Raw genomic sequence first — 24,849 nt, 5'->3', positions numbered from 1 at the left:
TTCGAGACAAAACGGGACGGCACCGCTGTAGAAGGCGGTGATTTGCCGAAGGAATTGAACCAGATTCGATCGCGATCATCGTTGCGCGGCGGGATTTACTGAAAACCTCGGGTTATTCGAGGTGCCCGCCTGTCGCGGCCAAGGCGGGGAGCGGGAAGCTGGCGAAGAAGGGGGCGTGAGGAGGGCTACAGCCCCGGTTTCCTGTGCAGGTATTCGTCCAGCCGCTGGTAGCGCGTGTCGTGGCGTGCTTCCGGCCAGGCTTGGACGATGGATTTCAGGCACTCCGCTAGATCCTCGGGTAACTGCGAATGTTCGTCGATGATTGCCGAAAGTAGTTGAATGGCATCCTGGGGAAAGCGATCGCACAGACCCGATTTCCGAAGCAGGTGAATGATGATGAAAGGGTACCTCTGCGGAGCGAACCAATCCTGCAGTTCCTGGACAGCCGCCGGAAATTCACCTTGTGCGATTATGGCAAGGCGGGCGAGTTGTTCGGAGATCTCTTTGGAGGTCCGATCATGCGATTTCGGCCAGACGTCATGCCAGAAGGGTGCGATGCGATTTTTCCAGGACGCCTCCCGCTGCTCGCCGGAGGCGTCCTGGGCGCGGACCAAGGTGCTGACGGAGGCTTGGAGACCCGCCAGCGGCAAGCTGCTGAAGGCGTCGTATAGCTCCCTAGCTGTGAAAGTGTCTGCACGATCAAGAGCCGCGTAGGTCAGCAGGGCAGCGTACATTTCGGCTCGATCACCCAACTCGTCGTAGTGGTGGGCGGCTTCGAGGAAGCGGGCCTTGAATGCGACGAGCAGGGGGCGGTAGTGGCGGGGGGACCAAAGAAAGCCGCCCCATAGGGCACGGGCCTCTGCTGGGTTTGACCAGTTGAAGAGAGGCAGCAGATGTTGCTGAGTCCACGCGGGGGCTACCCGGAAGAGCGTGATCAGATGCAACGCCAGGATGCCTCGCCCGGCGCGATACGGATCCGAGGGGGTGGTACAGACTTGCGTCAGCAGGGGGCCGACGTCATCCGGCAAGCCGTCGTTGTCGCTGAGGGGGCGACGGAACCAGTAGTTGAGCAGGGCTTGGACGATACGCCCGATCGGGTGATTGATGATGAACGACTGGTCCGTATCGCCGACCGCTGGATACGGCTGTTCGAGGATGCGCCTGCAGAGGTCCAAAAATACGTCTTCCCGCTGTTCCAGAACCTGCGCAGCCGCCTCCAACCACAGGCTCAGATCGGGAGTGAGTTCGGCAAGCTCCTTGGCAGGCATGATCTCTACCAAGCGGGAGATCAGGCGCCATGAACGCGATATCAGTTTCCCATCCCGCCATTTCGACAATGCAATCCGCCAGCGCGTTGCGGGCCACAGACCCTCGTGGGCAAGGTCGCATAAGGAGGCACTAGAGACGAACATGCGTGCGCCGCAGACCTCGCTCCAATCATCCGTTTCGAAGAATCCTCTTCGTTCGTCGCACCTGAGCCACTCGACCAGCTCGCGACGCGTTCGCGGAGCATGGTCGACTTTCTGCAGGCTTTTGAACTCATCCCAGCCGCTACCCATTCCAGGTGGCGTGGCTTCGTTGTTGGTATCGGTTGCGAGTTGCCACGAGCGGTGTGATGCGGTGAGCGAGTTCAGGCGTGCCTGTGCTGTTTCGCCGATGGAGCACGATCTGGCCAAGGATGCCAGACGTTCCCAGATCAACCAGTCTGTGGCCGCGGCGATCCTCTCGGGATCGGCTTCAGAACGGAAAGCTACCTGTGGTGGGCCGCTCAGGATTGCGGCCTCAATCTGCTCGCGCTGCCCATCGGACAACGTGTTGCCCTTGTGCTCCAGCAAGAGCAGGGTTTCAGATTTTGTTTCTTCCGCCCACAAATATCGGCTCTGGTCTGCCAGTAGGCAATTGAGCCATTCGACAGGCAGATCGACCCCCTCGCGCGTAGCAGCGAACAGGCCAAGACGCTTGAAGATCGGAAAGGGCTCCGCAAACCAGCTGAGGGCGGTCTGCCGGGCACGCGGTGGGTCGTCTTTGAGGACGGCGAGCCAGGCGTCTCGCACTAGATCTACCAGGGTTCTCCACGCATTGAAGCGAAAAAACTGGCGTGGGGAGCAGACGGATGGAACGTGCCATAGCGAAGGGTCTTTGTGTTCATCGGCCTCGCCGAGTTCGTGCATCAGATCGAGGGCGTCACGCAGCAACTGCTGGAAATCGGTGGCTAGCGACGGAAGTGCTGCCTGCCAAGGGGCCGACCCTTCCAGATCAGGCAGAAATGAATGAACATCGGTGCCGGCGAGTTCGAGGGTCCAGGAGATCAATCGCCGCAGATCGTCGGGTTCGTCATGCTCCCGTTCATCAGCACCCCCCTCGAAGGGTCTGTTCAGGTTGAGCGTGGGGGTCAGCAAGGCACGCAGCTCCATCCGCACGGCAAAAGTCAGGCCGTCTCGCTGGAAACGCTGCTGCCACTGGTAAATACCGGGTTCCTGCCATTGCGTTTTGATCCGTCCGGACAGAAAAAGGCGCCAAAGCGTTCGCATCATCGGTCTGGGAACGGCCCTGGGGGCGGCAGCGCGGATACGCGCCAGCTCGTCGGTCTTGCCGTCTCTCTCCACTTTGGCTAGCTCGTCCAGTTTGTTTTCGATTGTCTGAATGAACTGGCTGTTCAGCTTGCCGCCCTGCTCGGCGAGCCACAGGAGCAACTGCGGGTCGTCCAGATGGCGCGTCAGCCAGCGTGCCATCTGATACATCACCTCGTCCCAGGAATAGGTGACCCCGATGCCCGTAACGAGCGTCATCCGAGGAGCCTTGCCATAGGGGCCAGGCCGGTCCAACAGGCTGAAGGTGAGCGTTGTGCTGGGCTCCGCACCGATTGGTACCTGGAAGCGGGGCAGGTCGGCGTGGTGATAACGATAGTCGGATAAGGTGTCAAGCCAGTCGAGCGACGGAACGGGCTCGAGCTCGGCGAATCGTTGGGCCGGCCGCCCGGATTTGTCTGACAGAGCCCAGAGCATCCGGCCGACGAAATCATATGTCGGTGTTGAGTCTTTTGGTGAGCGCTGGGCCAGTCGGCTCACGATGCGTTGTTTGCCTCGAACGCCATCCCGAAAGATGGAGGCCCAGATATGTAGCGTTTGATGGAGCTTGCGATGTGACTGAGCCTCGTCGTAAAGAATGGGTATTACATTTTTTGCTCGCCAGGCTCCCTCTTGAGTAGCGGCTTGATCTCCAGAATAGGGCGCAAATGCAAACACCTTCTGCCCCTTGTTGCTCAGAGCATGTGCTGCAGTCATGTAACGAAGCACGGGGTCGTCGATGCTATAGCCGACGAAGCAGAGAGTGAAATCACGAAAGAGCGTGGCCACGAATCGCGCCGCCCAGCCCTGTGTCAAGTAGGCTTGCCCAAAGTCACCATCTGAAAGGATGAGGCTATCTAATTCTTCACCAGACGGGGAGTCTGACAGCCGACCATGGAGATGCACGATGCCTTCCCAGTTGGGGCGATCCGGAGGTGTAAGGTAGGTCGTGAAGGGTGGAAGTCTGAAATGCTTTGCGGCGCGCTCGAAGAGCGAGTCGAAGTTGGTCGTTAGTAGCCGTAATCCATGAGTTTCATTTCGCCCGAGAATTAGGAGCGCCTGGTGTGTTGTGAGGGCGTGTCGTTTTGATAGGTCGGGCTTGAGAATGTCGGGTAGATGACGCCGTACATTTTTTCTACCACCCTGAATCCGTTGTTCGAGTAGCCCAATTACGCGGTCGAGTTGTTTTTCACCCGATATCCGCTTTTCGAGTAGATCAATCACGCAGTCGCGTTGTTTTTCATCCGGTATCAGCTGTTTGAGTGACTCAATCGCGTCTAGTTTTTTTCCACTCAAAAACTCGGATTCGAGACGGTTGGGATGCTCGCCTACACGGGTGTACAGGTCGGAGACCAAACCGTCGAATCCCGGCAACCCCGCTGGACGTGAAATCCCCGCGCCACAGAAGAAGACCACCCGCCCCTCTTCATGGGCCTGGAGGAGAGCGTCGGGAATGTCGGGGCCGTTCTGGACAAACTGCATTCAGGTTATCTCCGGGTTGCCGCCAGCGTGTACCCGGCTCGTGGCTATTGGATTGTGAACATCGCTGATGAGATGGCAGCCCCTGCTGGCGCGGCGCGTGCTGATTCCTCTTGACCGAAAATCTCCGCTTTGCCAGCCGGAAACCCGCCGCTAATAGTGATAGCGCAACTGGGCGATCTGCAGTTCTTCGCCCTCGACGCGATAGATCATGCGGTGCTCATCGTTGATCCGGCGCGACCAGAAGCCTGCGAGGGCGTGTTTCAGGGGTTCGGGTTTACCGATTCCGGAAAAGGGTTCCCGTTGTGTCTCGCGAATCAGCTTGTTGATGCGGTCCACCATTTTCCGGTCCTGCTGTTGCCAGTGCAGATAGTCTTCCCAGGCCAGCTCGGCGAATACCAGCTTCACTCTGCCAGCTCGCGTTCCATGCCCGTGCCGGCATTCAGTTGGGCGGTGGCGGCGAGGATTCGCCGGGCGTTTTCCGGGGTGCGCAGGAGATAGGCGGTTTCTTCGAGGGCCTTGTAGTCCTCGAGCGACAGCATCACGACCGATTGCTCGCCGTTGCGGGTGATGATCAGGGCCTCGTGGTCGTTGCACACCCGGTCCATCGTGCGGGCGAGGTTGGCTCTGGCGGTGGTGTAGGTGATGGCGTCCATGGAGGGTCTCCGCTTATGTACGGATAATTGTACGTGTTGTGTGCGCTGGTTGCCACCGCCCGTTGCCGTGCCCTACGGCAGCGCTGCCGCGATCTCCGCCGCCAGCGCATCCACCAGCCGCCCGTGGGCGCTGGCGAGGGCTTCGTAGGTGGGGGCGGTGATGGTTTCGGTGGCGCTGAAGCGGCGGCTGGCAATGTCGCGGCCGGCCTGGCGGAGGGTCCACACGGCTTCCAGCGTGACCCGCTCGAAGCCGTCGGCCTCGAAGCGCAGCACGTCGATCGGCACGCTCAGGGCGGGGTCGGCGAGGCTGCTCTGGGGCCACGCCACGCTGCGGGCGTAGGAGCTGCGGCGGGCCAGGTCGGTGGCGATGCGGCGGGCGATCTCGGTCTTGAGGGGCGCCGCCCAGCGGTGGTGCTCGGCGACGTCGGCGCGGCTGCCGTCGAGGTGCACGATGAGCAGGCGGTCGATGGTGGCCGGCACATTCACCGGGCCGACCACCAGCCCCACGCTGGTGCCGACCGGTGTGCTGGCCGGCGCCGGAGGCAGCGGGCCCAGGGTGTAGAACTGCAGCGGCGGGGTGCTGCTGCAGGCGCCGAGCAGGGCGGCCAGCACGAGGGCCGGCAGGGCGGGGAGCAGGCGTTTCATGGTTTTTCCTCCGGCTTGCCGCGCAGCAGGGCTTCGGGGTGGCGGTCGAGGGTGTCGGCGAGGTGGCGCAGGGCCTGGGCGGCGCGGCCGAGTTCCTGCAGGCTGGCGCGCAGGTCCTGCTGCAGCGGGGCGTCGCTGGCGACCAGCTTGCGGGTGTCGGCGATGGCGGCGCGGGCCTCGGCGAGGGTGCCGCGCACTTCGCCGTCGGCGAGGGTGTCGATGCGCTGGATCAGGGCTTCGGTTTCATCCACGCTGCGCTGCAGGCTGGCGAGCAGCTTGCGGGTGTCGGTGCCGATCTCCTCGATGGGCAGCTTGTCGAGGCGGGTGACGATGCGCATCAGGGTGGTCTGCAGCTCGTCGAGGCTGCCGCGCTGGGTGGGCAGCCGGGGCGGGCTGGCCTGCCAGTCGGGGCGGGCGGGGCCGGCGCCGGGGAAGAAGTCGAGGGCCACGTAGAGCTGGCCGGTGACCAGGTTGCCGTTGCGCAGCTGGGCGCGCAGGCCCTTGGCGACGAGCTGGTCCACCACCCGGCGGAAGGCCGCGTCGTCGGGGGGCGGCTGTCCGCCGCCCGGCGCGCGCAGGCGGCCGGGCTGCAGCGACACCTCGACCTGCATGCTGATGTCGGCCTTGCCCGGGTTGAGCTGGGGCTGGATCGCCACGACCTCGCCGATCGTGATGCCGCGGAAATCCACCGGCGCCCCCACCGACAGGCCGCGCACCGACTCGGCGAAGCGCAGCGTGTAGTGCTGGCGCTCGTCCAGCTGGCGGCGGATGGCCTCCTCGCGGGTGGGGAAGAGGCGGAAGGTCTGTTCGGCGGCGGCCGGCTCGTCGGGGCTGTCGGCGGGGGTCAGGAAGGCCAGCCCGCCGGCGAGGATGGCGGTGAGGGATTCGGTGTTCACCTGCACCCCGTCGGCGCCGAGCTTCACATCCACGCCGCCGGCGTTCCAGAAGCGGGTGTCGCGGGTCACGAAGCGGTCGTAGGGTGCCTTGATGAAGACGCGCACCTCGATCCGCTTGCCCTGTTCGCCCAGCCGGTAGCCGGTGACCTGGCCGGCCGGCATGCGCCGGAAATACACCGGGGTGCCGACCCCGATGGAGCCGAGGGTCTCGGCGTGCAGCACGAAGTAGCGGCCCGGCACGTCGAAGCCGACCACCGGCGCGTCGTCGAGGGCGGTGAAGTCGTGGCGCGTCTCGGTGGACTTGCCGGCGTCGAGGCCCACGTAGGTGCCGCTGAGCAGGGTGCCGAGACCCGACACTGCGCTGCCCGACACCCGCGCGCTGACCATCCAGAAGCGGGTGTCGTCCACCAGCAGGTGGTCGGCCGAGCGGGCCAGCCGGGCGCCGGCGATGACGTGGCTGCCGTCCTCGGAGAGGCTCACCGAGTCGATCTGGCCGACGTCCACGTCCTTGTACTTGATGCGGGTCTTGCCCGCCTCCAGCCCTTCGCCGGTCTTGAAGCGGATGGTGATGCTGGGCCCCTGCTGGTACCAGGTGTGGACGGCCAGGAACACGCCGATCAGCGCGGCCACGAGGGGGATGACCCACACCAGCGGGATGCGGAAGCGGCGCGGCGCGTCGACGCGGGCGGTGGGCAGGGGGGCGGGGGTGGGTTCAGTCATGGGGGGGTTCGGTGGGGGAGGCGTCGGCGATCGGATCCCAGATCAGGCGGGGGTCGAAGCTCATCGCGGCGAACATGGTCAGCACCACCACCGCCCCGAAGGCGACGGCCGCCGGGCCGGCCTGGATGGTGGCGAGGCCCTGGAACTGCACCAGCGCGACGAGCAGGGTGATGACGTAGATGTCGAGCATTGACCAGCGGCCGACGAACTCGACCAGCCGGTACAGCCGGGTGCGCTGCAGCGGCTGCCGGCGGGAGCGCCGCTGGGCCGACGCCGCCAGATACACCAGCGCGATGATCTTGAGCAGCGGCACCATCACGCTGGCGAAGAACACCACCGCCGCCAGCGGCCACGAGCCGGACTGCCACAGGAAGACCACCCCGCTCATGATCGTGTCCTGCTGGGTGCCGAGCAGCGAGGTGGTGGTCATGATCGGCAGCAGGTTGGCCGGCACGAAGAGGATCGCCGCAGCCAGCACCAGGGCCCAGGTGGTGGCCAGGCTGGCCGGCTTGCGCAGGTGCAGCGGGGCGTTGCAGCGCGGGCAGCGCAGGGTGTTGGCGTTGGCGGGCGGGCGGGACAGCTGGCCGCAGACGTGGCAGCTCAGCAGGCCGGCCTGGCGGGCGGTGAGGCCGGGGCTCATCGGGCCTGCTCCGGGTACTGCCACAGCAGGCGCGGGTCGAAGGCGCGGCCGGCCAGGGTGAGCACCACGATCAGCGCCGCCATGGCCCAGAAGGCGGTGCCGAGGATCACCGTGGCCAGGTGCGACAGCTTGACCAGCGACACCAGCATGCCGAGCAGGAAGACCTCGACCATGCCCCACGGCTGCACCGAGCGGACCAGCCGGAAGAAGGGCGCCAGCCGCGGCGAGGCGCGCCCGAGGCGCAGCGGCACCAGCACCGCCAGGATCATCAGCAGCTCGAGCACCGGAAACAGCAGGGCGGTGACCCCGACCAGCGCCGCCACCGCCTGCATGCCGTCCTGCCACAGGATCTGCAGCGCGCCGGCCAGGGTGACCTCGACCCGGCGGCCCTGCAGCTCGAGGCCGACCAGCGGGTAGAGGTTGGCGATGAGGTAGAGCACGGCCGCGGTGCAGGCCAGCGCCAGGCTGCGGTCGATGCTGTCCGGCGGGTTGCGGGCCAGCAGGGCGCCGCAGCGCGCGCAGCGGGCCGTCTCGCCGGGGGCGAGGGCGGGCTCGTGCTGGAGCAGGTCGCATTCGTGGCAGGCGATCAGGCCGGCCGGCAGGAGGGGGTGCGCATCAGGCGCCAGCATGGACAGGCCCGGGACGATGACGCCCCGATTCTGCGGCGCGCGGGGGCCGGGCCGCAAGGGGGCTGGGCCGGGAGGCGTTTCAGCGTCGGCGGATCAGGCCGAGGGCGGCCAGGCCGAGGCCGAGCAGGGCCAGGGTGACGGGTTCGGGCTCGGAGACGGCCGACGCGGTGTCGTCGAACTGCACTTCGTCCAGCAGGATCCGGCCGCCGCTGGCGGTGGCGGCGACCCGCAGGTAGCGGGCCTCGACGCCCAGCCCCGGCAGGGTCAGGAAACCGTGGGGCGCGGTGCTGTAGGGATCGGCGCCAGTGGCTGCGGGCGCGCCGAGGGACAGGATCTGCGACCAGGCGCTGCCATCGTCGCTGCTGAAGAGGGTGATCGCGGGGAGCCGCACCTCGCCGCTGGCGTCCTGGGTGCTGCCGACCCGCACGGTGTCGATCAGGCGGCGGGTGCCGAAGTCGAAATCCAGGTTCACCGTCCGGTCACCGGACCAGCCCACCCATTCCTGCCCGTTGTTGGCGGCCCAGCCGGCCCGGCCGAGCACGCCGTCGGTGAGCTTGGTGAAGGCCGGGTCGTCGAAGCATTGAACGCAATCGGTGGGCGCGTCGAAGGTGTAGGCGGCCGGGCTGACCGGCGCGGCGGACGCGCCGGCGGCCAGCAGGCCGGTGAGCAGGGCGGCCGGGGCCAGCCGCAGGAAGAGGGAGGTGCGCATGATCGGACGTTGCTTGCTGTTCAGGGACGCTGGCCGTGTTCTGATTTGTACGGCTCATTTTGGTGCCAAGCAATATCCAGACCATTTTTACAGGGGGTTGAATGCGCAGGGATTTTTATTTTTTAACAGTGATTTAAATCACGTCTTGTCAGATTTTTCGACACTGTTGGAATTGCCTTTCGGCGGACGCGGACCGGCCGCCGGCGGTGCGCTGTCCAGTTGCTCCACGCCGGGCAGCACCGTCAGGGGCAGGGCGATCGGCAGGCCGTCGCCCTTGCGGCGCAGCACCACGTGGTCGGGCAGCACGCGCTCGACGATGATGTCTTCGTTGTAGGGGGTGCCTTCCTGGACGAAGTGCGGGGGTTTGCCGACCTCGGCCAGGATCGCGATCCCCGGCGCCGTGCCCGAGGGCGGGATGACGCCCTGCAGCACCAGCCGCGACAGGGGGGCGAGGGGCAGGCCGTCCGGCGTGGCGGCCTGGGCCGTCGGCTTCGGGGCGGGGGGCGCGACCATCAGCAGGCCGGTTTCCTCGGCCAGCCACAGGGCGGCAACCGCCACCATGCCGATGATCACGACGAAGCGCTGGATGCGGTCGTAGTCGAAGCCTTGCATGGGAAATCTCCGTCGGGCTGACCGACGTTGATCTCGGTGCCCTGTTCTCCGTCATGGGTACAGGGCCCACCGTATCACCGATAGATACGTCTTCTGCGCGGCCTGGGGCGGTTTTTAACGCTGATTTACGGATTTAACGCGATTTACCCCCGGCGCCCCCGGCCACGAAGTCGAGTACGTCGCCCACGAAGCGTTCCCGCTCCCACAAGTGCGGGGCGTGGTCAACGCCCGGATAGGTGTGCAACAGGGCGTTGGGAATGCTGTCGCGCACGTAGCGGGCGGTGCCGTCCGAGTAGAAGTTGCTGGCGCCGCCATACACCAGCAGGGCCGGGATCGTGATGCCGGCCAGCACGTCCCGGTAGTCGGCGGCGGTCAGGCTGGCCCAGCAGTCGATCAGCGGCTGCGGGTCGAGGGCGCGCAGGCGCTCGCGGGCACTCTGGATGCCCCTGGCGTTTTCGAGGTAGGCGTCGCGGGCCCGCGGGTTGTGGCCGAAGGCGACCAGGCGCAGCACCGCTTCGGCGAAGTCCTGGTGCAGCTCGTCCATGAAGGCGGCGCTGCGTTCGGGGCCGAAGTCGCCGTAGATGCCGCCCTGCCAGCCCTCGCCGGTGACGAGGCGGGGCGACTGGTCGATGAAGACGAGGCGCGACAGGCGGCCTTCGCCGAAGTCCCGCAGGTACTGCCACAGGGTCAGCGCGCCCATCGAGTGGCCGACGACCACGGCCTGGTCGAGCCGGTAGTGGTCGAGCAGGTTCTGCAGGTCGCGGGCCATGCGCGCGGCGGTCGGCGCGTTGCCGCTGGCGAGGGGATGGCCGCCGTGGCCGCGGGCGTCCCAGCGGAAGACCCGGAAGCGCGCCGCGAAGGCCTCGATGAAGGGGTTCCAGTCGCGGTGGGTGGAGGTCCAGCCGTGGAGCAGCACCAGCGGCGGGCCGTCACCGTCGATCCGGAGGTGGATCTTTTCGCCGTCGTCGGCCAGGAAGTGGTCCATCGTGAGCCTCGTGGGATGGGTCAGCCGGCCAGTCCGGCGTCGCGGCGGTTGAACCAGCGCAGCACCGTGCCCCAGTCGTGGAGGTCGATGCGGGTCGCCTCGCCGCAGGCGAAGTCGAGGCCCAGCCAGTTTTCGGGGGGCAGGCCGAGCAGCGGGCCGGCGATGGCGCGCAGCGGCCCGCCGTGGGCGACCACCACCGCGGCGGCGGGGGCGTCGGCGCGCAGCTCGGCCAGGAAGGCGTGGGCGCGGGCGGCCATCTGGCGCGGCGACTCGCCCCCCGGCGGCGCGAAGTCGAGGGGGGCGTCGGCCCAGGCGTCGAGAGCGGGCTTGCCGATGTCGTCGAAGCTGCGCCCCTCCCACTCGCCGAAGTGGATCTCCTTGAGGCGGGGGTCGAGCCGCGGCGTGCCCAGTGCCTCGGCCAGCAGGCGGGCGCGGGCCAGCGGGCTGGCGTACAGCGTGAAGTCGGCGGGCAGCAGCGGGCGCAGGCGCCCGGCCACGTCGGTGGCCGGTTCGGCCAGGCCGAGGTCGGTCTGGCCGTAGCAGACCCCCGGCGCGACCTGCGGCCGGGGGTGGCGAATCAGGTAAAGCTCCATGCGGCGAGGATCCCGAAATAGATGGCCACTTCGGCCAGTTGCTGGGTGGCCCCCAGGCAGTCGCCGGTGTAGCCGCCGAGCCGGCGGGCGAAGGTGCGCAGGGCCCACAGGGTGACGGCGGCGGTGGCGACGAGGGCCGCCAGCGCTTCCCGGGGGTTCAGCAGCAGCAGCGGCAGCACGCCGAAGAGGGTCGCCAGGCCGAGCTCGGCGGTGGTGAGACGGCGGGCCACCGGGGCCGACTTGGAGCTGTCGTCGGCGCGGGCGTAGTCGAGCACGGCCATCAGGCTCACCGCGGCGAGGCGCGACAGGGGGTGGGCCACCAGCAGCGCGGCGACGAGGGGGTAGTCCTGCTCGGCGCCGAGGTCGGTGAGGGCGTGGTATTTGCCGAGCAGCAGCAGCATCAGGCTGATGGCGCCGAAGCTGCCGATGCGGGAGTCCTTCATGATCTCCAGCACCCGGGCCTTGGTCCAGCCGCCGCCCAGCCCGTCGCAGGTGTCGGCCCAGCCGTCCTCGTGGAAGGCGCCGGTGACGCGGATGGTGGCGGCCATCGACAGCACCACGGCGATGTCGATCGGCAGCACCTGCGCCGCCAGCCAGAACACCGCCGCCCCGGTCGCCCCGACCAGCCAGCCCACCAGGGGCAGGAAGCGGGCCGCGTGGCTCAGCTTTTCCGGTGCGAAGGCCACCCAGCCGGGCACCGGCAGGCGGGTGAAGTAGGCCAGGGCGATGAAGAACAGTTCGAGCTGGCGCATGGGCCGTTCAGACCTTGCCGGCGACGCCGGCCGATTCGAAGCTGGCCATCTCGTTGAGGAAGTTCACCGCCGCCTGGACCAGCGGGTAGGCCAGCGCGGCGCCGGTGCCTTCGCCCAGGCGCAGGTCGAGCTGCACCAGCGGCTCGACGCCCAGGCGGGCCAGCTGCACGATGTGGCCGGCCTCGTTGGAGCGGTGGGCGAACACGCAGTAGTCGAGGATCTCCGGCGCCAGCGCGTGGGCCACGATCAGCGCGCTGGTGACGATGAAGCCGTCGATCAGCAGCACCATCTTCGCCTCGGCGGCGCCCAGCATCGCGCCGGCCATCATGGCGATTTCGAAGCCGCCGTATTCGGCCAGTGCCGCGAGGGGGTCGGCGGGCCGGCCGCCGCGGGTGATGGCCTGGGCCAGCAGCGCGCGCTTGCGCTCCATGCCGGCCTCGTCGTGGCCGGTGCCGCGGCCGATCACGCCGTTGAGCTCGGTGCCGGTGAGGCAGTGGGTGAGCAGGGAGGCGGCGGCGGTGTTGCCGATGCCCATCTCGCCGAAGCCGACCACGCCGCAGCCGCGGGCGGCCAGGCCATGCGCCAGCTCGCGGCCGCGGGCGAGGGCGGCGTCGCGCTGGGCGGGGCTCATCGCGGGCGCTTCGAGGTAGTTGGCGGTGCCCGGCGCGATCTTGGCGTCCACCAGGCCCGGGCGCAGCCCGAAGTCGTGGGCCACGCCGGCGTCCACCACGGTGAGGCCCATGCCCATCTGGCGCGCGAAGACGTTGATCGCCGCGCCGCCAGCCAGGAAGTTCTCGACCATCTGCCAGGTCACGTCCTGGGGGTAGGCCGACACGCCGGCCTTCGCCGCGCCGTGGTCGCCCGCGAAGACCAGCATCTGCGGATTGCCCAGCGCCGGGCTGAGGCTCTGCTGGATCAGGCCGATCTGCAGCGCCAGCGCCTCGAGGCGGCCAAGGGCGCCGAGGGGCTTGGTCTTGGTGTCGATGCGCTGCTGGAGGGCGGCGGCGATGCCCTGGTCGGGGCGGGCGATGGCGTAGGTCATGGCGGCGGACGGCTTGGAGGGCAAAGGCGGGGATGGTAGCGCGGCGGAGCGTCAAACGTGAAACGCGACGCACCGCCCGGCCCCGCGGCGTTACCCAAAGGAAACGCCCGCCGGAGGGCGGCTCCGGCGGGCGTGCGGGGTGCAGCGGCGGGGCAGGGGTCAGATCACACCCTGGGCCAGCATCGCGTCGGCGACCTTCACGAAGCCGGCGATGTTGGCGCCATCGACGTAGCTGATGCTGCCGTCGGGGCGCTTGCCGTACTGCACGCAGGCGGCGTGGATGCCCTTCATGATCTCGAGCAGGCGGGCGTCGACTTCCTCGCGCGGCCACGCCATGCGCATGGCGTTCTGGCTCATTTCGAGGCCGGAGGTGGCGACGCCGCCGGCGTTGCTGGCCTTGCCCGGGGCGTACAGCACGCCGGCCGCCTCGAAGGCCTTGGCGGCCTCGATGGTGGAGGGCATGTTGGCGCCTTCGGCCACGCAGGTCACGCCGTTGTTGATCAGGGCGGCGGCGTCGGCGGCGTCGAGCTCGTTCTGGGTGGCGCAGGGCAGGGCGACGTCCACCTTCACGCCCCACGGCCGCTTGCCGGCCTCGAAGCGCGCGCCGGTACGGGCGGCGTAGTCGCTGACGCGGCCGTAGAGGTGGTTCTTGACCTCCATCAGGATGGCCAGCTTCTCGGGCGTGAAGCCCTCCTCGTCGATGACGGTGCCGCTGGAGTCGGACACGGTGACGACCTTCGCGCCCAGCGCCATCGCCTTCTCGACCGCGTACTGGGCCACGTTGCCCGAGCCCGACACGCTGACGCGCATGCCCTGGAAGGACATGCCGCGGGTCTTGAGCATCTCGTCGGCGAAATACACGGTGCCGTAGCCGGTGGCCTCGGGGCGGATCAGCGAGCCGCCGAAGCTGAGGCCCTTGCCGGTGAACACGCAGTCGGCGCGGTTGCTGAGTTTCTTGTACATGCCGGCCATGTAGCCGACTTCGCGGCCGCCCACGCCGATGTCGCCGGCCGGCACGTCGGTGTCGGCGCCCACGTGGCGGTACAGCTCGCTCACGAAGGCCTGGCAGAAGCGCATGACCTCGGCCGGGCTCTTGCCCTTCGGGTCGAAGTCGGAGCCGCCCTTGCCGCCGCCCATCGGCAGCGTGGTGAGGGCGTTCTTGAAGGTCTGCTCGAAGGCCAGGAACTTCAGCACCGACAGGTTGACCGACGGGTGGAAGCGGATGCCGCCCTTGTAGGGGCCGATGGCCATGCTGTGCTGGATGCGGTAGCCGCGGTTGACCTGCACCTGGCCGCGGTCATCCACCCATGCGACGCGGAACATCAGCACCCGCTCGGGCTCGACCAGGCGGTCGAGCAGGCCGTGCTCGGTGTAGCGGGGGTTCTTCTCGATGAAAGGCCACAGGCTTTCCACGACTTCGGTCACCGCCTGCAGGAATTCGGGCTGGCCGGGGTTGCGGTCAGAAACGTACTGGAGAAACTGCTGAGCCGAGGCGTATTTCATCGATTTCCCTCCGAAATGAAAACTGATTGCACCAAAAAGGTGATTATCTACCATTTTTGTGCACCAATTTGGTTCACTTTCCGGGCTCGGCTGATCGAAATCAAGAAAAAGGCGCTCAAATGCACCATGTTGGGGCGCTTTGAGGCCCATCAACCCTTCAGCTGGAGCGCCAGCCCGGCGGCCACGAAGCTGACCTGCCCGCAGCCGGCCGCGACGGCCTGGTTGAGCCGCCCCGCCTCGTCGCGGAACAGGCGGCCGAGGGGTGTTTCGGGCACCAGGCCGAGGCCGACCTCGTTGGCCACGAAGATCACCCGGCCGGGCAGCTCCGGGATCAGCGCGAGCAGGGCGGCCCGTTCGTGGGCGAAGGCCGGCAGCTGCGCGGCGTCGGCGCCGGGCGGCAGGGTCTCGGCGCCGTCCAGCAGGTTGGCGAGCCACAGGGTCAGGCAGTCGACGATCACGCAGCGTTCCGGCGCGGCTACCGCGGCGAGGGTCGCGGCGAGGCCGCGGGGGGCTTCGTGCACCGTCCAGCCGGCGGGCCGGTCGGCCTGGTGGCGGGTGATGCGGGCGCGCATCTCGTCGTCGAGCGCCTCGGCGGTGACGATCACATGCACGGCAAGGCCGCTGGCCGCGGCGAGCTGTTCGGCGTGGCGGCTCTTGCCCGAACGGGCGCCGCCGAGGATCAGATGGGTAGGCATGGCGAATGGCTGGAAAGTGGGGTCCGGGCCTGTTTCTGCAGCCCTTTTCCGGTTTGGGGGGGCTTTCAATGCTATCATCGACCCTCGCCCGGGCAGCCTAGTTGCCAGGGCGCGTGTTCCAGGTGCTCCAGGGGCCGACCGGCTCCGGAGTTAAACGGGAAACAGGTGCGCGCGCTTCCCCGCGAAGCCGCCAGTCCTGTGCTGCCCCCGCAACGGTAAGCAGGTGTTCGGCGCGTCATTCACGCCACTGGGCTTCGAGCCTGGGAAGGCGACGCGTTGCGAGAGGTCTGCCTTTGTCTCCCAAAGGCCCGCCTCAACCTGCAAGCCCGGATACCGGCCTCGGTCACACCAAGCGTAAGTGCCACGGGGTGGTGGCGACGCGCGGTCGCAGCCTGGCCCGGTCTTTCCTCTCCCCCTGCGCTTGCTCCAGCCATCAACCCGGTCTGGCGGGGACGCCACCGGGTCAGGGAGACCATAACAATGACCATCCGCCTTTCCGCCGCCGCGCTCGCGGTCGCCTCCGCCTGTCCGCTCGCCGCCCATGCCGCCGGCGCCACCTCGGCCCCCATCGTGCTCGCTGCCGCGCCGGCCGAACAGCCCACCGTCGTCATCACCGCAACCCGCCAGTCCCAGCGCTCCGACGAGCTGCTGGCCAGCGTCGACCAGCTCGACCGCGAGGAGATCGAGCGCGCCGGCCCCGGTACCGTGCTCGACCTGCTGGCCCGCCAGCCGGGCGTGCAGGTGAGCTCCAACGGCGGGCCCGGCAAGACCTCGTCCCTCTACCTGCGCGGCGCCAACGGCAACCACACGATCCTGCTGATCGACGGCGTGCGCGTCGGCTCGGTGACCAGCGGCCAGCCGTCGCTGGAGAGCATCCCCCTGTCGCAGATCGAGCGCATCGAGATCCTGCGCGGCCCGGCTTCGGCCATGTACGGTGCCGACGCGGTCGGTGGCGTGATCCAGATCTTCACCAGGAAGGGCGAAGGCCCGGCCCTCGTCGAGGCCTTCGGCGGCGTCGGCACCCTCGGCACCACCCAGCTCGGCGCCGGGGTGTCCGGTTCCACCGGGCCCTGGTCCTACTCCCTGCGGGCGGCCGAATACGAGACCGACGGCGTGTCGGCGCGCAAGGGGCCCTATCCGGCGCGCACGGTCCGCCACAACTACGACCCGGCCCTCGACGCCGACCGCGACGGCTTCCGCTCCCGCACCCTGGCCGGCCGCCTGGGCTACACGCTGGCCCCGGGCCACGAGCTCGGCCTCAACGTGATGCGCATCGACTCCCGCAACTGGTACGACGGCGGCGGCTACAACGCCCGCGGTGGCGCCGACGTGGGCAACGACGCGGTCACCGAGGTGGTCGCCGTCGAGAGCCGCAACCGTCTCGCCGCCAACTGGCAGAGCACCCTGCGCCTGGCCCAGTCGAAGGACGAATCCACCGGCTTCCGCAGCACCAGCCGCTACAACTCCAAGCAGGAGCAGCTCCTGTGGCAGAACGACATCAAGCTCGCCGTCGGCAGCCTGATGCTCGCCTACGAGCACCTCGAGCAGAGCGCCGACAGCACCACCACCTACACCGTCAAGTCGCGCGACATCTCGTCCTTCATGGCCGGCTGGAACGGCGCCATCGGCAATCACCTGCTGCAGGCCAACCTGCGCCACGACAGCAACTCCCAGTTCGGTGACAAGCTGACCCACGTGCTCGGCTACGGCTACCGGATCACCCCGCAGCTGCGCGCCAGCGCCACCGTCGGCACCTCCTTCAAGGCGCCGACCCTCAATGACCTGTATTACGTGGGCAGCGGCGGATATCACGGTGACCCGAGCCTGAAGCCCGAGGAGGGCCGCAACCGCGAGCTCGCGCTGCGCTACGATGCCGCCGGCACCCGCGCCTCGGTGGTGTATTTTGACAACAAGATCGACAACCTGATCCAGTGGAGCGGCTTGTTCCCCATCCAGACCGCCGAAGCCCGCATCAAGGGCTGGGAGTTCGCCTACGGTGCGCTGCTCGGCGCCTGGGAAGTCACCGCCAGCCTCGACCTGCTCGACCCGCGCAACGAGGCCACCGACAAGTTCCTCGCCCGCCGCGCCCGCGAGACCGCCCGGCTCGGCGTGACACGCAATTTCGGCGCCCTCACCGTGGGCAGCGAAGTGTTCGGCAGCGGCAAGCGCTTCGACGATGCCGCCAATGCGCGCAAGCTCGGCGGCTACGGGCTGGTGAACCTCTTCGCCCAGTACAAGCTCGACCGTAGCTGGCAGCTCGAAGCCCGCGCCAACAACGTGTTCGACAAGGACTACACGCTGGCCAACGGCTACAACACGCTGGGCGCCAACGTCTTCGTCGGCGTACGCTATCTGTCGCGCTAACCCCGAAGGAGCACGCATTGACCGAGCTGGGCAAGCCCGATCCGCTGTCGAGGTGCCAGCCATGAGCGCCGCGCCGCAGGCGGACCAGGCGCTGCCTGGCGTGCCTTCGCCTCACGGGGCGCCGCCGGCGGGCCTCGCCGCGGCGCGGGCCGCGCGCCGGCGGGCCCATCGCCGGGCCTGGCTGGTGATTGCCGGCCTCGCCGTCGCGGCGCTGGCCTCGTTTGCCTGGGCGCTGTCGGCCGGCGCCCTGCCGGTTCCGGCCGAGGCGCTGCTGGCCGCGCTCCTTGGCGACGGCGGCAGCATGGAGGCCGACATCGTGCGCACCCTGCGCCTGCCGCGGGCGGTGGCGGCCTTCGCCTGCGGCGGCCTGCTGGCCCTGGCCGGCGCGCTGATGCAGGTGCTGCTGCGCAACCCGCTGGCCGACCCCTACGTGCTGGGGATCTCCGGCGGCGCGGCGGTCGGCGCTCTGGGGGCGATCCTGGCCGGCCTCGGCGGCGGCTGGATCGACGCCTCGGCGGCCCTCGGCGCCCTCGGCGCGACCCTGCTGGTCTTCGGCCTCGCCCACGGCGACGGCTCGTGGACCCAGACCCGGCTCCTCCTCACCGGCGTCATCGTCGCCGCCGGCTGCGGCGCCGCGGTCGCCTTGATGCTCAGCCTGGCCCCCGAAGGGCGCGTCAGGGGCATGCTGTTCTGGTTGATGGGCGACGCCAGCAGCGCCACCCGGCCGTGGCCGGCGCTGGTGCTGCTGGGGCTGGGGCTCCTCGCGGTGCAGCCCTTCGCGCGGGAGCTCAACCTGCTCACCCGCGGCGAGGTCACCGCCCGCGCCCTCGGCGTGCGGGTCGGGCGCCTGCGCGGGCTGGTGTATGGCCTCGGCTCGCTGCTCACCGCGGTGGCGGTCACCACCATCGGCTCGGTGGGTTTCGTGGGGCTGATCGTGCCGCACCTGGTGCGCCTCGCCATCGGCAACGACCAGCGTCTGCTGCTGCCCGCCGCCACCCTGGCCGGCGGGGTACTGCTCACCGCGGCCGACACCGCTGCCCGCACCGTGGTCGCGCCGATCCAGCTGCCGGTGGGGGTGCTCACCGCGCTGATCGGCGTGCCGGTGTTCCTGTTCCTGCTGGCGAGGCATCCGCGATGAAGATGGACGCCCGCCCGCCGGTGCTCGGCGCCGACGCGCTGCAGGTCTGCGTTGCCGCCCGCGACGTGTGCCGCGGCCTCGACTTCACGCTGGAGCCCGCCGACACCCTGGTGATCCTCGGCCGCAACGGCGCCGGCAAGAGCACTCTGCTGCACACCCTGGCCGGCCTGCGGGAGCCCGCCAGCGGCCAGGTGCTGCTGTCGGGCCAGCCCTATGCGGCCTGGCCCCGTGGCCACGAGGCCTGCCTGCGCGGCCTGGTCGCCCAGAGCCAGCCCGATTTCTTCAGCGCCACGGTGCTCGAGACGGCCCTCGTCGGCCGCCACCCCTACCTCGGCCGCTGGGACTGGGAGACCCCCGACGACGAGGCCATCGCCATGGCCGCGCTGGAGCAGATGGGCCTCGCCGCGCTCGCCGGGCGCCAGGTGCCGACCCTCTCCGGCGGCGAGCGCCAGCGCCTCTCCATCGCCGCGCTGCTGGTGCAGCAACCGCGCCTGTACCTGCTCGACGAGCCCCTCGCCCACCTCGACCTGCACCACCAGATCCAGGTGCTGGAGCACTTCGCGACGCTGGCCGCCGGCGGCGCCGGGGTGGTGATGGTGCTCCACGACATCAACCTCGCCGCCCGCTACGCCAGCCACGTGCTGCTGCTCGACGGCGAGGGTGGCCACGCCTTCGGGCGGGCCGCCGAGATCCTGACCGCGCCGCGCCTCTCCGCCGCCTTCGGCCACCCGCTGCGGGCCGTGGCGGACGGCGACACGACCCTGTTCGTGCCCTGCTGACGGCCCGGCCCCGACCCTCAAAACGACAACAGAGAGAACCCCATGACCGATACCCCCGACCGCGACGCCCGCCACAAGGCCCGCATGGAACGCAAGAAGGCCGTCGTCGATGCGGCCATCGCCGCTGCCACCGACACGCGCGGCGTGCTGCTGGTGAACACCGGCAACGGCAAGGGCAAGTCCAGCGCCGCCTTCGGCGTGCTCGCCCGCGCCATCGGCCACGGCATGCGGGTCGGGGTCGTGCAGTTCGTGAAGGGCCGCTCCGACACCGGCGAGGAAGCCTTCTTCCGCCGCCAGCCTGAGGTCGAGTGGCACGTGATGGGCGACGGCTTCACCTGGGACACCCAGGACCGCAGCGCCGACATCGCCAGCGCCCGCGCCGGCTGGGAGCAGGCCAGGCGCTTCCTGGCCGACCCGGAGATCGGCCTGGTGGTGCTCGACGAGCTCAACATCGTGCTCAAGTACGGCTACCTCGACGTGGCCGAGGTCATCGCCGATCTGCAGGCCCGCCCGGCCATGCAGCACGTCATCATCACCGGCCGCGGCGCGCCCGAGGCGCTGGTCGAGGCGGCCGACACCGTCACCGACATGGGCGTCGTCAAGCACGCCTTCAAGGCCGGCATCGCCGCCCAGGCCGGCGTCGAGTTCTGACCGCCCGCGGGCCCGCTTGGGGCGTGCCGCGCCGGGCGGGATGTTGTTAAGCTGCGGCTTCCCGACCGCCCGCATTCCCGACGCAACCGCCGAGGCCCGCCATGCACCACATCGTCTCCCTCGAAGCCGGCGCGCTGATCGCCGATCTGCGCCCGCCGGCCTTCCCCCACCGCTGGACCAGCCACGACGCCACGGCCCAGGCGCAGGTGGGCGAACGCCTCGCCGACGCCACCATCGCCATCGTCAACAAGCGCAGCCTGACCGCCGACATCATCGCCGGCCTGCCGGCGCTGCAGATGGTTGCCGTCGCCGCCACCGGCTACAACAACATCGACCTCGACGCCTGCCGGGCGCGGGGCATCGTGGTCTCCAACGTGCGCGGCTACGCCCGCGAGACGGTGCCCGAGCATGTGTTTGCGCTGCTGCTGGCGCTCGCCCGGCAGATCGGGCCTTACCACCGCTCGGTGGCCGCCGGGCGCTGGCAGAAGAGCGAGCAGTTCTGCTATTTCGACTACCCGATCCGCGACCTGGCCGGCCGCACCCTGGGCATCCTCGGCAGCGGCACCCTCGGGCAGGGCGTCGCGCGGATCGCCGGGGCCTTCGGCATGACGGTGCTGCGCGGCGAGCACAAGGGCGCCGCCGCGGTGCGCGAGGGGTACGTGCCTTTCGAGCGGGTGATTGGCGAGGCCGACGTGATCAGCCTCCACTGCCCGCTCACCGCCGCGACGCGCCACCTCATCGGCGCCGTCGAGCTGGCCGCGATGAAACCCGGCGCGCTGCTCATCAACACCGCCCGCGGCGGGCTGGTGGACGAGCAGGCCCTCGCCGACGCCCTCCGCGCCGGGCGCATCGGCGGTGCCGGCTTCGACGTGCTGTCCGAAGAGCCGCCTCGCGACAACCCGTTGCTGGCCGCCGACCTGCTGGAGGCCGGCAACTTCATTCTCACGCCCCACGTCGCCTGGTCCAGCCGCGAGGCCATGCAGGCGCTGGCCGATCAGCTCATCGACAACATCGAAGCCTTCGTGGCCGGCGCGCCGCGCAACCGGGTGGCCTGAGCCTTACCGCTGGCCCCCGACCGGCACCAGCCGGATCTCGGCCCCGCCGTTGCGGATCAGCAGCCCGCGGCCGGCGCCCATGGTCACCTCGACCACCTCGGCGCCCTGGCCGAGCAGGGTGTGGATTGCCGCGCTGGTGCGGGCGGCGGCGTCGTTCAGGCAGGCCATCCGGGTGGACGCCGTGTGCGCCTGCAGGCGGCCGTCCTCGAGGCTGAAGCGGCCGCGGAGCCGGTTGCAGCCGTCCGAGCCGCCCAGGGTGCCGGCGGCAGCGTCGAAGTCGAGCTCCGGGTAGGGCACCGGGATCTCCTGGCCGGCCACGTAACGCACCGCCCAGCGTCCGTCGAGCCGCTTGGCGGGCGTGCCGTCGCCGGCGAGGTGGTTGAGCGGGCTGCAGGCCGCCAGCAGCGCGGCGGCGAGGGGCAGGACGGCGAGGGGGCGGCGGAGTTTCATGGGAGCCTTTCGGGGTGGGTGGCGGTCGGGTGAGCATCGTATGTCAGGTGTTTTGCGGCGTCACGGCCCATGCCCCTTTGGCGATCCGCCGTGACGCGGCAGAATGGCGGGCTTTAGTTGCGAGCGCCGCCATGATCGTCCGCCCCCGTCTGCACTGGTTTCGTCTGCTCTTCGTCTGGCGCGGCTCGGTGCTGCCCTACATCGCCAACCGGCTGCTGCTGGTGCTGGCCGTCTCGGTGCTGAGCGTGCTGGGGCGCGACTGGTGGCTCAGCGCCCACGCCGCCTCGGCCCTGTCGATCCCGCCCTTCACGCTGATGGGCATCGCGCTGGCGATCTTCCTGGGCTTCCGCAACACCGTCAGCTACGACCGCTACTGGGAGGCGCGCAAGCAATGGGGCGCGCTGCTGATCGGCGCCCGCTCGCTGACCCGCGAGGTGGCCAGCTTCGCGCCCGACGAACCCGATCTGCAGCGCCGGGCGGTGCGGATGCTGGCGGCCTTCGTGTTCGCCCTCAAGCACCAGCTGCGTGGCACCGATCCGCAGGCCGATCTGGCCTGCCGCCTCGATCCCGCGGTGCTCGAGCGGGTGCGCGGGGCCCGCTTCGTCCCGTCGGCCCTGCTGCTGTGCCTGGCGCGGGAGTTTGCCGCCGCCCGGCGGGCCGGCAGCCTCACCGACCTGCAGCTGCAGGCCACCGACGCCAACCTCAACCTGCTCACCGAAGCCTCCGGCGCCTGCGAGCGCATCGCCAACACCCCGATCCCCTTCACTTACCAGGTCCTGATGAACCGCACCGTGATGGTCTACAGCCTGCTGCTGCCGATCGGCCTTGCCCCCAGCATCGGCTGGCTGACCGTTCTGGTCGGCCCCTTCATCGCCTACACCTTCCTGGCCCTCGATGTCATCGGCGAGCAGATCGAGGAGCCCTTCGGCAGGGAGCCCAACGACCTCGCCCTCGGTGCCATGTGCCATGCCATCGAGCTGTCGATCTGCGAACTGGTGGGCGAGCAGCCCCTCAGCGGTCCGCCCGAGGTGATGGATTACGTGATGGATTGAGCGCGCGCGGGAGTCCGGTCAGGGCGCTGGCCGGACGGCGAAGGTGCTTGCGTTGGTGATGCGGGGCTCGGGCGTGGGATGCGGCGGTACAGGCGCGGGCGTGCGCCATCGTTCCTGCAAAAGACCGCGTGTTCGACGGAGGGCGAAGCCGAAAAATACGGAGAAACGCTGAAGACTGCGGGGGGCGAAGAAACTGCAGAGGACCTGCGGGGATCTGGAGCGGCAGAAGAGTCTCGAACTCTCGACCTCAACCTTGGCAAGGTTGCGCTCTACCAACTGAGCTACTGCCGCTTCAAGGTGTTGCCTGGTGCTGCTTGATGTTGGCGGAGTGGACGGGACACTCCCGGACTCCATCAAAACCTATTGATTTTCCTAAGAAAATTCTTTGGCGACGTTACAAGTGTTCCGGAAAAAACGGTACCCCTTGTTGTGACACCTGTCATTGTAGCCGGATCGTTGGTGCTTGCGTACAGCTTTCCCCGTCTTCTTGATCGCCTTGGCTGTCGCCGGTCCCCGGACCTCACTACTTGAGAAACGGGCGAGCCGTTCAGCCTCACGGCAATCAATCGCAAGGAAGAAAAATTGGCCTGCTTTGTTTGTGGGACTGGCACAGTCACATAAACAAAGTAGGTGCTCCCGGCAGGGAAATATCGCAGACGGATCACGCAGTGAAGTCAAAGCCGCTTCGTCGGCTTCCGGGTTACAGGCCCCTGCCAGGACTTCCGGTAGGACCGGCGCTTATGAAATGAAACAACGTGGAATGTAATAAGCATAGTCGGTCACTATGAGAGGGAGGAATATTGACTCTGCAATAAAAAACGCTAGGATAAATACATAATAACAAGAAGAAAATAATGTCCTATCAGTTTATCCATTTCGATTCATATGCCCGCGAGGGATCAAAGCAAAGCAAAACAGTCACCAAGAAAAACGGTGACAAAATAACCACCACAAAACAGGTAAAAAGCATTCGCCAAATTCTGGAAGAGCAGGCGAGAATCGAGGCGGCTTGCCCACATATTGATCAACCTCGTCGCCCCGGATTGCTTTATGGTGTTCCACCGATGGAGGTTCTTCCAATGGTGGAAGAGTGGGCAGAAAATGCCAAAGATGCCCAAGGCAGAAGATTAAGAAAAGACGGTCTGTGTGCTCTGGTTGGGGTGGCTTCTCTTCCTCGTGAAATGGAAGACGATTTCCCACAGTTTGCGGAGGACACTCTCGCTTGGTTAAAAGAAAAATATGGAGATCGCCTTAAATCAGTCATCGTTCACGATGATGAAGCCCACCCGCATTTGCATTTTACGGTCGTCCCTCGCATTGGCGAACGATTTGACGATATTCATGATGGATACAAGGCGAGCAAGCAAGTTAAACAAGAAGGCAAGAAAAAAGGGGAGCAAAATCTTGCCTATATTGAAGCAATGAGAGCCGTACAGGACGATTTTAGTAACAGGGTCGCCATGTCCCACGGCTTGACCCGAATTGGTCCGGGTCGTCGCCGTTTAACTCGTGCCCAGTGGAAGGCAGAAAAGGCACAGGCTCGCTTTTTTTCCAATGCCAAGGCTGTCGCCAAGGTCGCCAGCAAACAGGGCTATAAAGACGGCATTCATAAAGCAGAGGAAAAGGCCAAAACAATCATTCAGGAAGCACAGGAACAAGCCAAGGGACTTGGCTCCAAGATTGGGGGCTGGCTTGCGGGTTTGGCGGGTGCTTGGCACAAACCAACAGCCGAAGTATTGGCAGAGGTAGAAAAGGCGAAGAAGGAATCCGACAAGGAAAAAAAGAAGGCTGAAACCTATGCCCAAAAAGCCAAGGAATGGGCTGATCAGCGAGTGGCTACCGTGGGCAACCAAATCACCGTACAAAAAGAAAAAACCAAGGAATTGGAAAGGGATTTGGAAAAGGAACAGGAAAAATCCAAGGGATTGGGTGAGGTTGTTGCTTGGTATGAGAAAAAATTCGGGATAGCTCCCGGCAATTTCAACAAACTAAAGAAATAGGGAATTTCTCGCCGTTTCCATTTTTGTTTTATTTCACAAAACCTCTACGAGATTCTTCTTTGCTTGGGCACTATTTATCCATTTGTGCTTTATGTACTCTTTATTTTTGTTGTACAAAGACTTTGCCTTCACCGTGCCCCCCCGCGTCAGAATAGTTGCCACCTCGATAGAATCCTGAATTCGGGGGCGATGATGAGAGAACGACTTGGCGCGATACGGACAAGACTTCAAAGACAG

The 24,849-nt window shown here is 67.3% G+C and carries 24 protein-coding genes, 1 tRNA gene and 1 riboswitch; of the genes, 7 read left to right on the top strand and 18 right to left on the bottom strand.

Features of this window, described 5'->3' with window-relative positions; all coding sequences use genetic code 11:
• Window positions 1–185 precede the first annotated feature (185 nt).
• The 15 genes from dsr1 to cobU form a co-directional block, all read right to left on the bottom strand.
• A complete protein-coding gene (gene dsr1 / locus ACE3OU_RS17820) occupies window positions 186–4,049 on the bottom strand; it encodes an anti-phage defense-associated sirtuin Dsr1 (RefSeq protein WP_374242898.1) in 3,864 nt (1,287 codons plus the stop codon).
• A 150-nt stretch (window positions 4,050–4,199) separates the two neighbouring features.
• A complete protein-coding gene (locus ACE3OU_RS17815) occupies window positions 4,200–4,454 on the bottom strand; it encodes a Txe/YoeB family addiction module toxin (protein ID WP_374242896.1) in 255 nt (84 codons plus the stop codon).
• Window positions 4,451–4,702, bottom strand: a complete 252-nt coding sequence (locus ACE3OU_RS17810; protein WP_374242895.1) for a type II toxin-antitoxin system Phd/YefM family antitoxin — start codon at window positions 4,700–4,702, stop codon at window positions 4,451–4,453. The genes ACE3OU_RS17815 and ACE3OU_RS17810 overlap by 4 nt, the downstream gene beginning before the upstream one ends.
• Window positions 4,703–4,774: 72 nt before the next feature.
• Window positions 4,775–5,347: a membrane integrity-associated transporter subunit PqiC gene (locus ACE3OU_RS17805; RefSeq protein ID WP_374242894.1), complete on the bottom strand. Its 573-nt coding sequence runs from the start codon at window positions 5,345–5,347 to the stop codon at window positions 4,775–4,777.
• Window positions 5,344–6,963, bottom strand: coding sequence for an intermembrane transport protein PqiB (locus tag ACE3OU_RS17800; protein WP_374242893.1), 1,620 nt, complete (start codon window positions 6,961–6,963; stop codon window positions 5,344–5,346). Before ACE3OU_RS17800 ends, ACE3OU_RS17805 begins: the two co-directional genes overlap by 4 nt.
• Entirely contained in the window at window positions 6,956–7,603 is a 648-nt protein-coding gene (locus tag ACE3OU_RS17795) for a paraquat-inducible protein A (RefSeq protein ID WP_374242892.1), read from the bottom strand. The genes ACE3OU_RS17800 and ACE3OU_RS17795 overlap by 8 nt, the downstream gene beginning before the upstream one ends.
• Window positions 7,600–8,232 (bottom strand): paraquat-inducible protein A, encoded by a 633-nt coding sequence (locus ACE3OU_RS17790; protein WP_374242891.1) that lies wholly within the window; start codon window positions 8,230–8,232, stop codon window positions 7,600–7,602. The genes ACE3OU_RS17795 and ACE3OU_RS17790 overlap by 4 nt, the downstream gene beginning before the upstream one ends.
• A gap of 79 nt (window positions 8,233–8,311) precedes the next feature.
• A complete protein-coding gene (locus tag ACE3OU_RS17785; RefSeq protein ID WP_374242890.1) occupies window positions 8,312–8,941 on the bottom strand; it encodes a discoidin domain-containing protein in 630 nt (209 codons plus the stop codon).
• Between the two features lie 138 nt (window positions 8,942–9,079).
• Entirely contained in the window at window positions 9,080–9,553 is a 474-nt protein-coding gene (locus ACE3OU_RS17780) for a type II secretion system protein N (protein ID WP_374242888.1), read from the bottom strand.
• Window positions 9,554–9,686: 133 nt separating this feature from the next.
• The gene (locus ACE3OU_RS17775) at window positions 9,687–10,538 is read right to left on the bottom strand and encodes an alpha/beta fold hydrolase (RefSeq protein ID WP_374242887.1); all 852 of its coding nucleotides are present in this window, start codon (window positions 10,536–10,538) and stop codon (window positions 9,687–9,689) included.
• A gap of 20 nt (window positions 10,539–10,558) precedes the next feature.
• Entirely contained in the window at window positions 10,559–11,131 is a 573-nt protein-coding gene (gene cobC, locus ACE3OU_RS17770) for an alpha-ribazole phosphatase family protein (RefSeq protein ID WP_374242886.1), read from the bottom strand.
• On the bottom strand, window positions 11,116–11,883 hold the full coding sequence (locus tag ACE3OU_RS17765) for an adenosylcobinamide-GDP ribazoletransferase (RefSeq protein WP_374242885.1): 768 nt from the start codon (window positions 11,881–11,883) through the stop codon (window positions 11,116–11,118). Before ACE3OU_RS17765 ends, cobC begins: the two co-directional genes overlap by 16 nt.
• 7 nt (window positions 11,884–11,890) lie before the next feature.
• Window positions 11,891–12,925, bottom strand: a complete 1,035-nt coding sequence (gene cobT / locus ACE3OU_RS17760) for a nicotinate-nucleotide--dimethylbenzimidazole phosphoribosyltransferase (RefSeq protein ID WP_374242884.1) — start codon at window positions 12,923–12,925, stop codon at window positions 11,891–11,893.
• Window positions 12,926–13,084: 159 nt separating this feature from the next.
• Window positions 13,085–14,428: an NADP-specific glutamate dehydrogenase gene (gdhA, locus tag ACE3OU_RS17755; RefSeq protein ID WP_374242883.1), complete on the bottom strand. Its 1,344-nt coding sequence runs from the start codon at window positions 14,426–14,428 to the stop codon at window positions 13,085–13,087.
• A 149-nt stretch (window positions 14,429–14,577) separates the two neighbouring features.
• On the bottom strand, window positions 14,578–15,123 hold the full coding sequence (gene cobU, locus ACE3OU_RS17750; protein WP_374242882.1) for a bifunctional adenosylcobinamide kinase/adenosylcobinamide-phosphate guanylyltransferase: 546 nt from the start codon (window positions 15,121–15,123) through the stop codon (window positions 14,578–14,580).
• Window positions 15,124–15,226: 103 nt separating this feature from the next.
• A riboswitch (cobalamin riboswitch) is annotated at window positions 15,227–15,480 on the top strand.
• Between the two features lie 123 nt (window positions 15,481–15,603).
• On the opposite strand from cobU, the gene ACE3OU_RS17745 reads away from it, so the two are divergent.
• The 5 genes from ACE3OU_RS17745 (at window position 15,604) to ACE3OU_RS17725 (ending at window position 21,110) form a co-directional block, all read left to right on the top strand.
• Window positions 15,604–17,487, top strand: coding sequence for a TonB-dependent receptor domain-containing protein (locus ACE3OU_RS17745; protein ID WP_374242881.1), 1,884 nt, complete (start codon window positions 15,604–15,606; stop codon window positions 17,485–17,487).
• Between the two features lie 61 nt (window positions 17,488–17,548).
• Window positions 17,549–18,625 carry a FecCD family ABC transporter permease gene (locus ACE3OU_RS17740; protein ID WP_374242880.1) on the top strand — a complete coding sequence of 359 codons (1,077 nt, stop codon included), beginning with the start codon at window positions 17,549–17,551 and terminating at the stop codon, window positions 18,623–18,625.
• On the top strand, window positions 18,622–19,404 hold the full coding sequence (locus ACE3OU_RS17735) for an ABC transporter ATP-binding protein (RefSeq protein ID WP_374242879.1): 783 nt from the start codon (window positions 18,622–18,624) through the stop codon (window positions 19,402–19,404). The genes ACE3OU_RS17740 and ACE3OU_RS17735 overlap by 4 nt, the downstream gene beginning before the upstream one ends.
• Before the next feature lie 42 nt (window positions 19,405–19,446).
• A complete protein-coding gene (gene cobO, locus ACE3OU_RS17730; RefSeq protein ID WP_374242878.1) occupies window positions 19,447–20,055 on the top strand; it encodes a cob(I)yrinic acid a,c-diamide adenosyltransferase in 609 nt (202 codons plus the stop codon).
• A gap of 101 nt (window positions 20,056–20,156) precedes the next feature.
• On the top strand, window positions 20,157–21,110 hold the full coding sequence (locus ACE3OU_RS17725) for a D-2-hydroxyacid dehydrogenase (RefSeq protein ID WP_374242877.1): 954 nt from the start codon (window positions 20,157–20,159) through the stop codon (window positions 21,108–21,110).
• A 3-nt stretch (window positions 21,111–21,113) separates the two neighbouring features.
• Here ACE3OU_RS17725 and ACE3OU_RS17720 read toward each other — a convergent pair whose 3' ends face one another.
• Window positions 21,114–21,560 carry an META domain-containing protein gene (locus ACE3OU_RS17720; RefSeq protein WP_374242876.1) on the bottom strand — a complete coding sequence of 149 codons (447 nt, stop codon included), beginning with the start codon at window positions 21,558–21,560 and terminating at the stop codon, window positions 21,114–21,116.
• A 131-nt stretch (window positions 21,561–21,691) separates the two neighbouring features.
• Between ACE3OU_RS17720 and ACE3OU_RS17715 the strand changes: the two genes are divergently transcribed.
• The gene (locus ACE3OU_RS17715) at window positions 21,692–22,612 is read left to right on the top strand and encodes a bestrophin family protein (protein WP_374242875.1); all 921 of its coding nucleotides are present in this window, start codon (window positions 21,692–21,694) and stop codon (window positions 22,610–22,612) included.
• 215 nt (window positions 22,613–22,827) lie between these two features.
• Here the strand turns inward: ACE3OU_RS17715 and ACE3OU_RS17710 are convergent.
• A tRNA-Gly gene (locus tag ACE3OU_RS17710) sits at window positions 22,828–22,903 on the bottom strand.
• Window positions 22,904–23,466: 563 nt separating this feature from the next.
• On the opposite strand from ACE3OU_RS17710, the gene ACE3OU_RS17705 reads away from it, so the two are divergent.
• Window positions 23,467–24,612, top strand: a complete 1,146-nt coding sequence (locus ACE3OU_RS17705) for a plasmid recombination protein (protein ID WP_374242874.1) — start codon at window positions 23,467–23,469, stop codon at window positions 24,610–24,612.
• A gap of 33 nt (window positions 24,613–24,645) precedes the next feature.
• Here the strand turns inward: ACE3OU_RS17705 and ACE3OU_RS17700 are convergent.
• Window positions 24,646–24,849 (bottom strand): hypothetical protein (locus ACE3OU_RS17700; protein WP_374242873.1); only part of this gene is annotated, 204 nt, incomplete at its 5' end.

The organism is Zoogloea sp. (assembly GCF_041908905.1).
GTDB lineage: Bacteria > Pseudomonadota > Gammaproteobacteria > Burkholderiales > Rhodocyclaceae > Zoogloea.
This window is presented reverse-complemented; position numbering and strand designations above follow the sequence as displayed.

Coding starts and splice junctions, on each gene's coding strand:
- cobT (WP_374242884.1), bottom strand. CDS start 12,925: ATGACCTACGCCATCGCCCGCCCCGACCAGGGCATCGCCGCCGCCCTC.
- ACE3OU_RS17720 (WP_374242876.1), bottom strand. CDS start 21,560: ATGAAACTCCGCCGCCCCCTCGCCGTCCTGCCCCTCGCCGCCGCGCTG.
- ACE3OU_RS17705 (WP_374242874.1), top strand. CDS start 23,467: ATGTCCTATCAGTTTATCCATTTCGATTCATATGCCCGCGAGGGATCA.
- ACE3OU_RS17765 (WP_374242885.1), bottom strand. CDS start 11,883: ATGCGCCAGCTCGAACTGTTCTTCATCGCCCTGGCCTACTTCACCCGC.
- ACE3OU_RS17740 (WP_374242880.1), top strand. CDS start 17,549: ATGAGCGCCGCGCCGCAGGCGGACCAGGCGCTGCCTGGCGTGCCTTCG.
- ACE3OU_RS17735 (WP_374242879.1), top strand. CDS start 18,622: ATGAAGATGGACGCCCGCCCGCCGGTGCTCGGCGCCGACGCGCTGCAG.
- ACE3OU_RS17810 (WP_374242895.1), bottom strand. CDS start 4,702: ATGGACGCCATCACCTACACCACCGCCAGAGCCAACCTCGCCCGCACG.
- ACE3OU_RS17780 (WP_374242888.1), bottom strand. CDS start 9,553: ATGCAAGGCTTCGACTACGACCGCATCCAGCGCTTCGTCGTGATCATC.
- cobC (WP_374242886.1), bottom strand. CDS start 11,131: ATGGAGCTTTACCTGATTCGCCACCCCCGGCCGCAGGTCGCGCCGGGG.
- cobO (WP_374242878.1), top strand. CDS start 19,447: ATGACCGATACCCCCGACCGCGACGCCCGCCACAAGGCCCGCATGGAA.
- ACE3OU_RS17800 (WP_374242893.1), bottom strand. CDS start 6,963: ATGACTGAACCCACCCCCGCCCCCCTGCCCACCGCCCGCGTCGACGCG.
- ACE3OU_RS17795 (WP_374242892.1), bottom strand. CDS start 7,603: ATGAGCCCCGGCCTCACCGCCCGCCAGGCCGGCCTGCTGAGCTGCCAC.
- ACE3OU_RS17715 (WP_374242875.1), top strand. CDS start 21,692: ATGATCGTCCGCCCCCGTCTGCACTGGTTTCGTCTGCTCTTCGTCTGG.
- ACE3OU_RS17725 (WP_374242877.1), top strand. CDS start 20,157: ATGCACCACATCGTCTCCCTCGAAGCCGGCGCGCTGATCGCCGATCTG.
- ACE3OU_RS17805 (WP_374242894.1), bottom strand. CDS start 5,347: ATGAAACGCCTGCTCCCCGCCCTGCCGGCCCTCGTGCTGGCCGCCCTG.
- gdhA (WP_374242883.1), bottom strand. CDS start 14,428: ATGAAATACGCCTCGGCTCAGCAGTTTCTCCAGTACGTTTCTGACCGC.
- cobU (WP_374242882.1), bottom strand. CDS start 15,123: ATGCCTACCCATCTGATCCTCGGCGGCGCCCGTTCGGGCAAGAGCCGC.
- dsr1 (WP_374242898.1), bottom strand. CDS start 4,049: ATGCAGTTTGTCCAGAACGGCCCCGACATTCCCGACGCTCTCCTCCAG.
- ACE3OU_RS17745 (WP_374242881.1), top strand. CDS start 15,604: ATGACCATCCGCCTTTCCGCCGCCGCGCTCGCGGTCGCCTCCGCCTGT.
- ACE3OU_RS17775 (WP_374242887.1), bottom strand. CDS start 10,538: ATGGACCACTTCCTGGCCGACGACGGCGAAAAGATCCACCTCCGGATC.
- ACE3OU_RS17790 (WP_374242891.1), bottom strand. CDS start 8,232: ATGCTGGCGCCTGATGCGCACCCCCTCCTGCCGGCCGGCCTGATCGCC.
- ACE3OU_RS17785 (WP_374242890.1), bottom strand. CDS start 8,941: ATGCGCACCTCCCTCTTCCTGCGGCTGGCCCCGGCCGCCCTGCTCACC.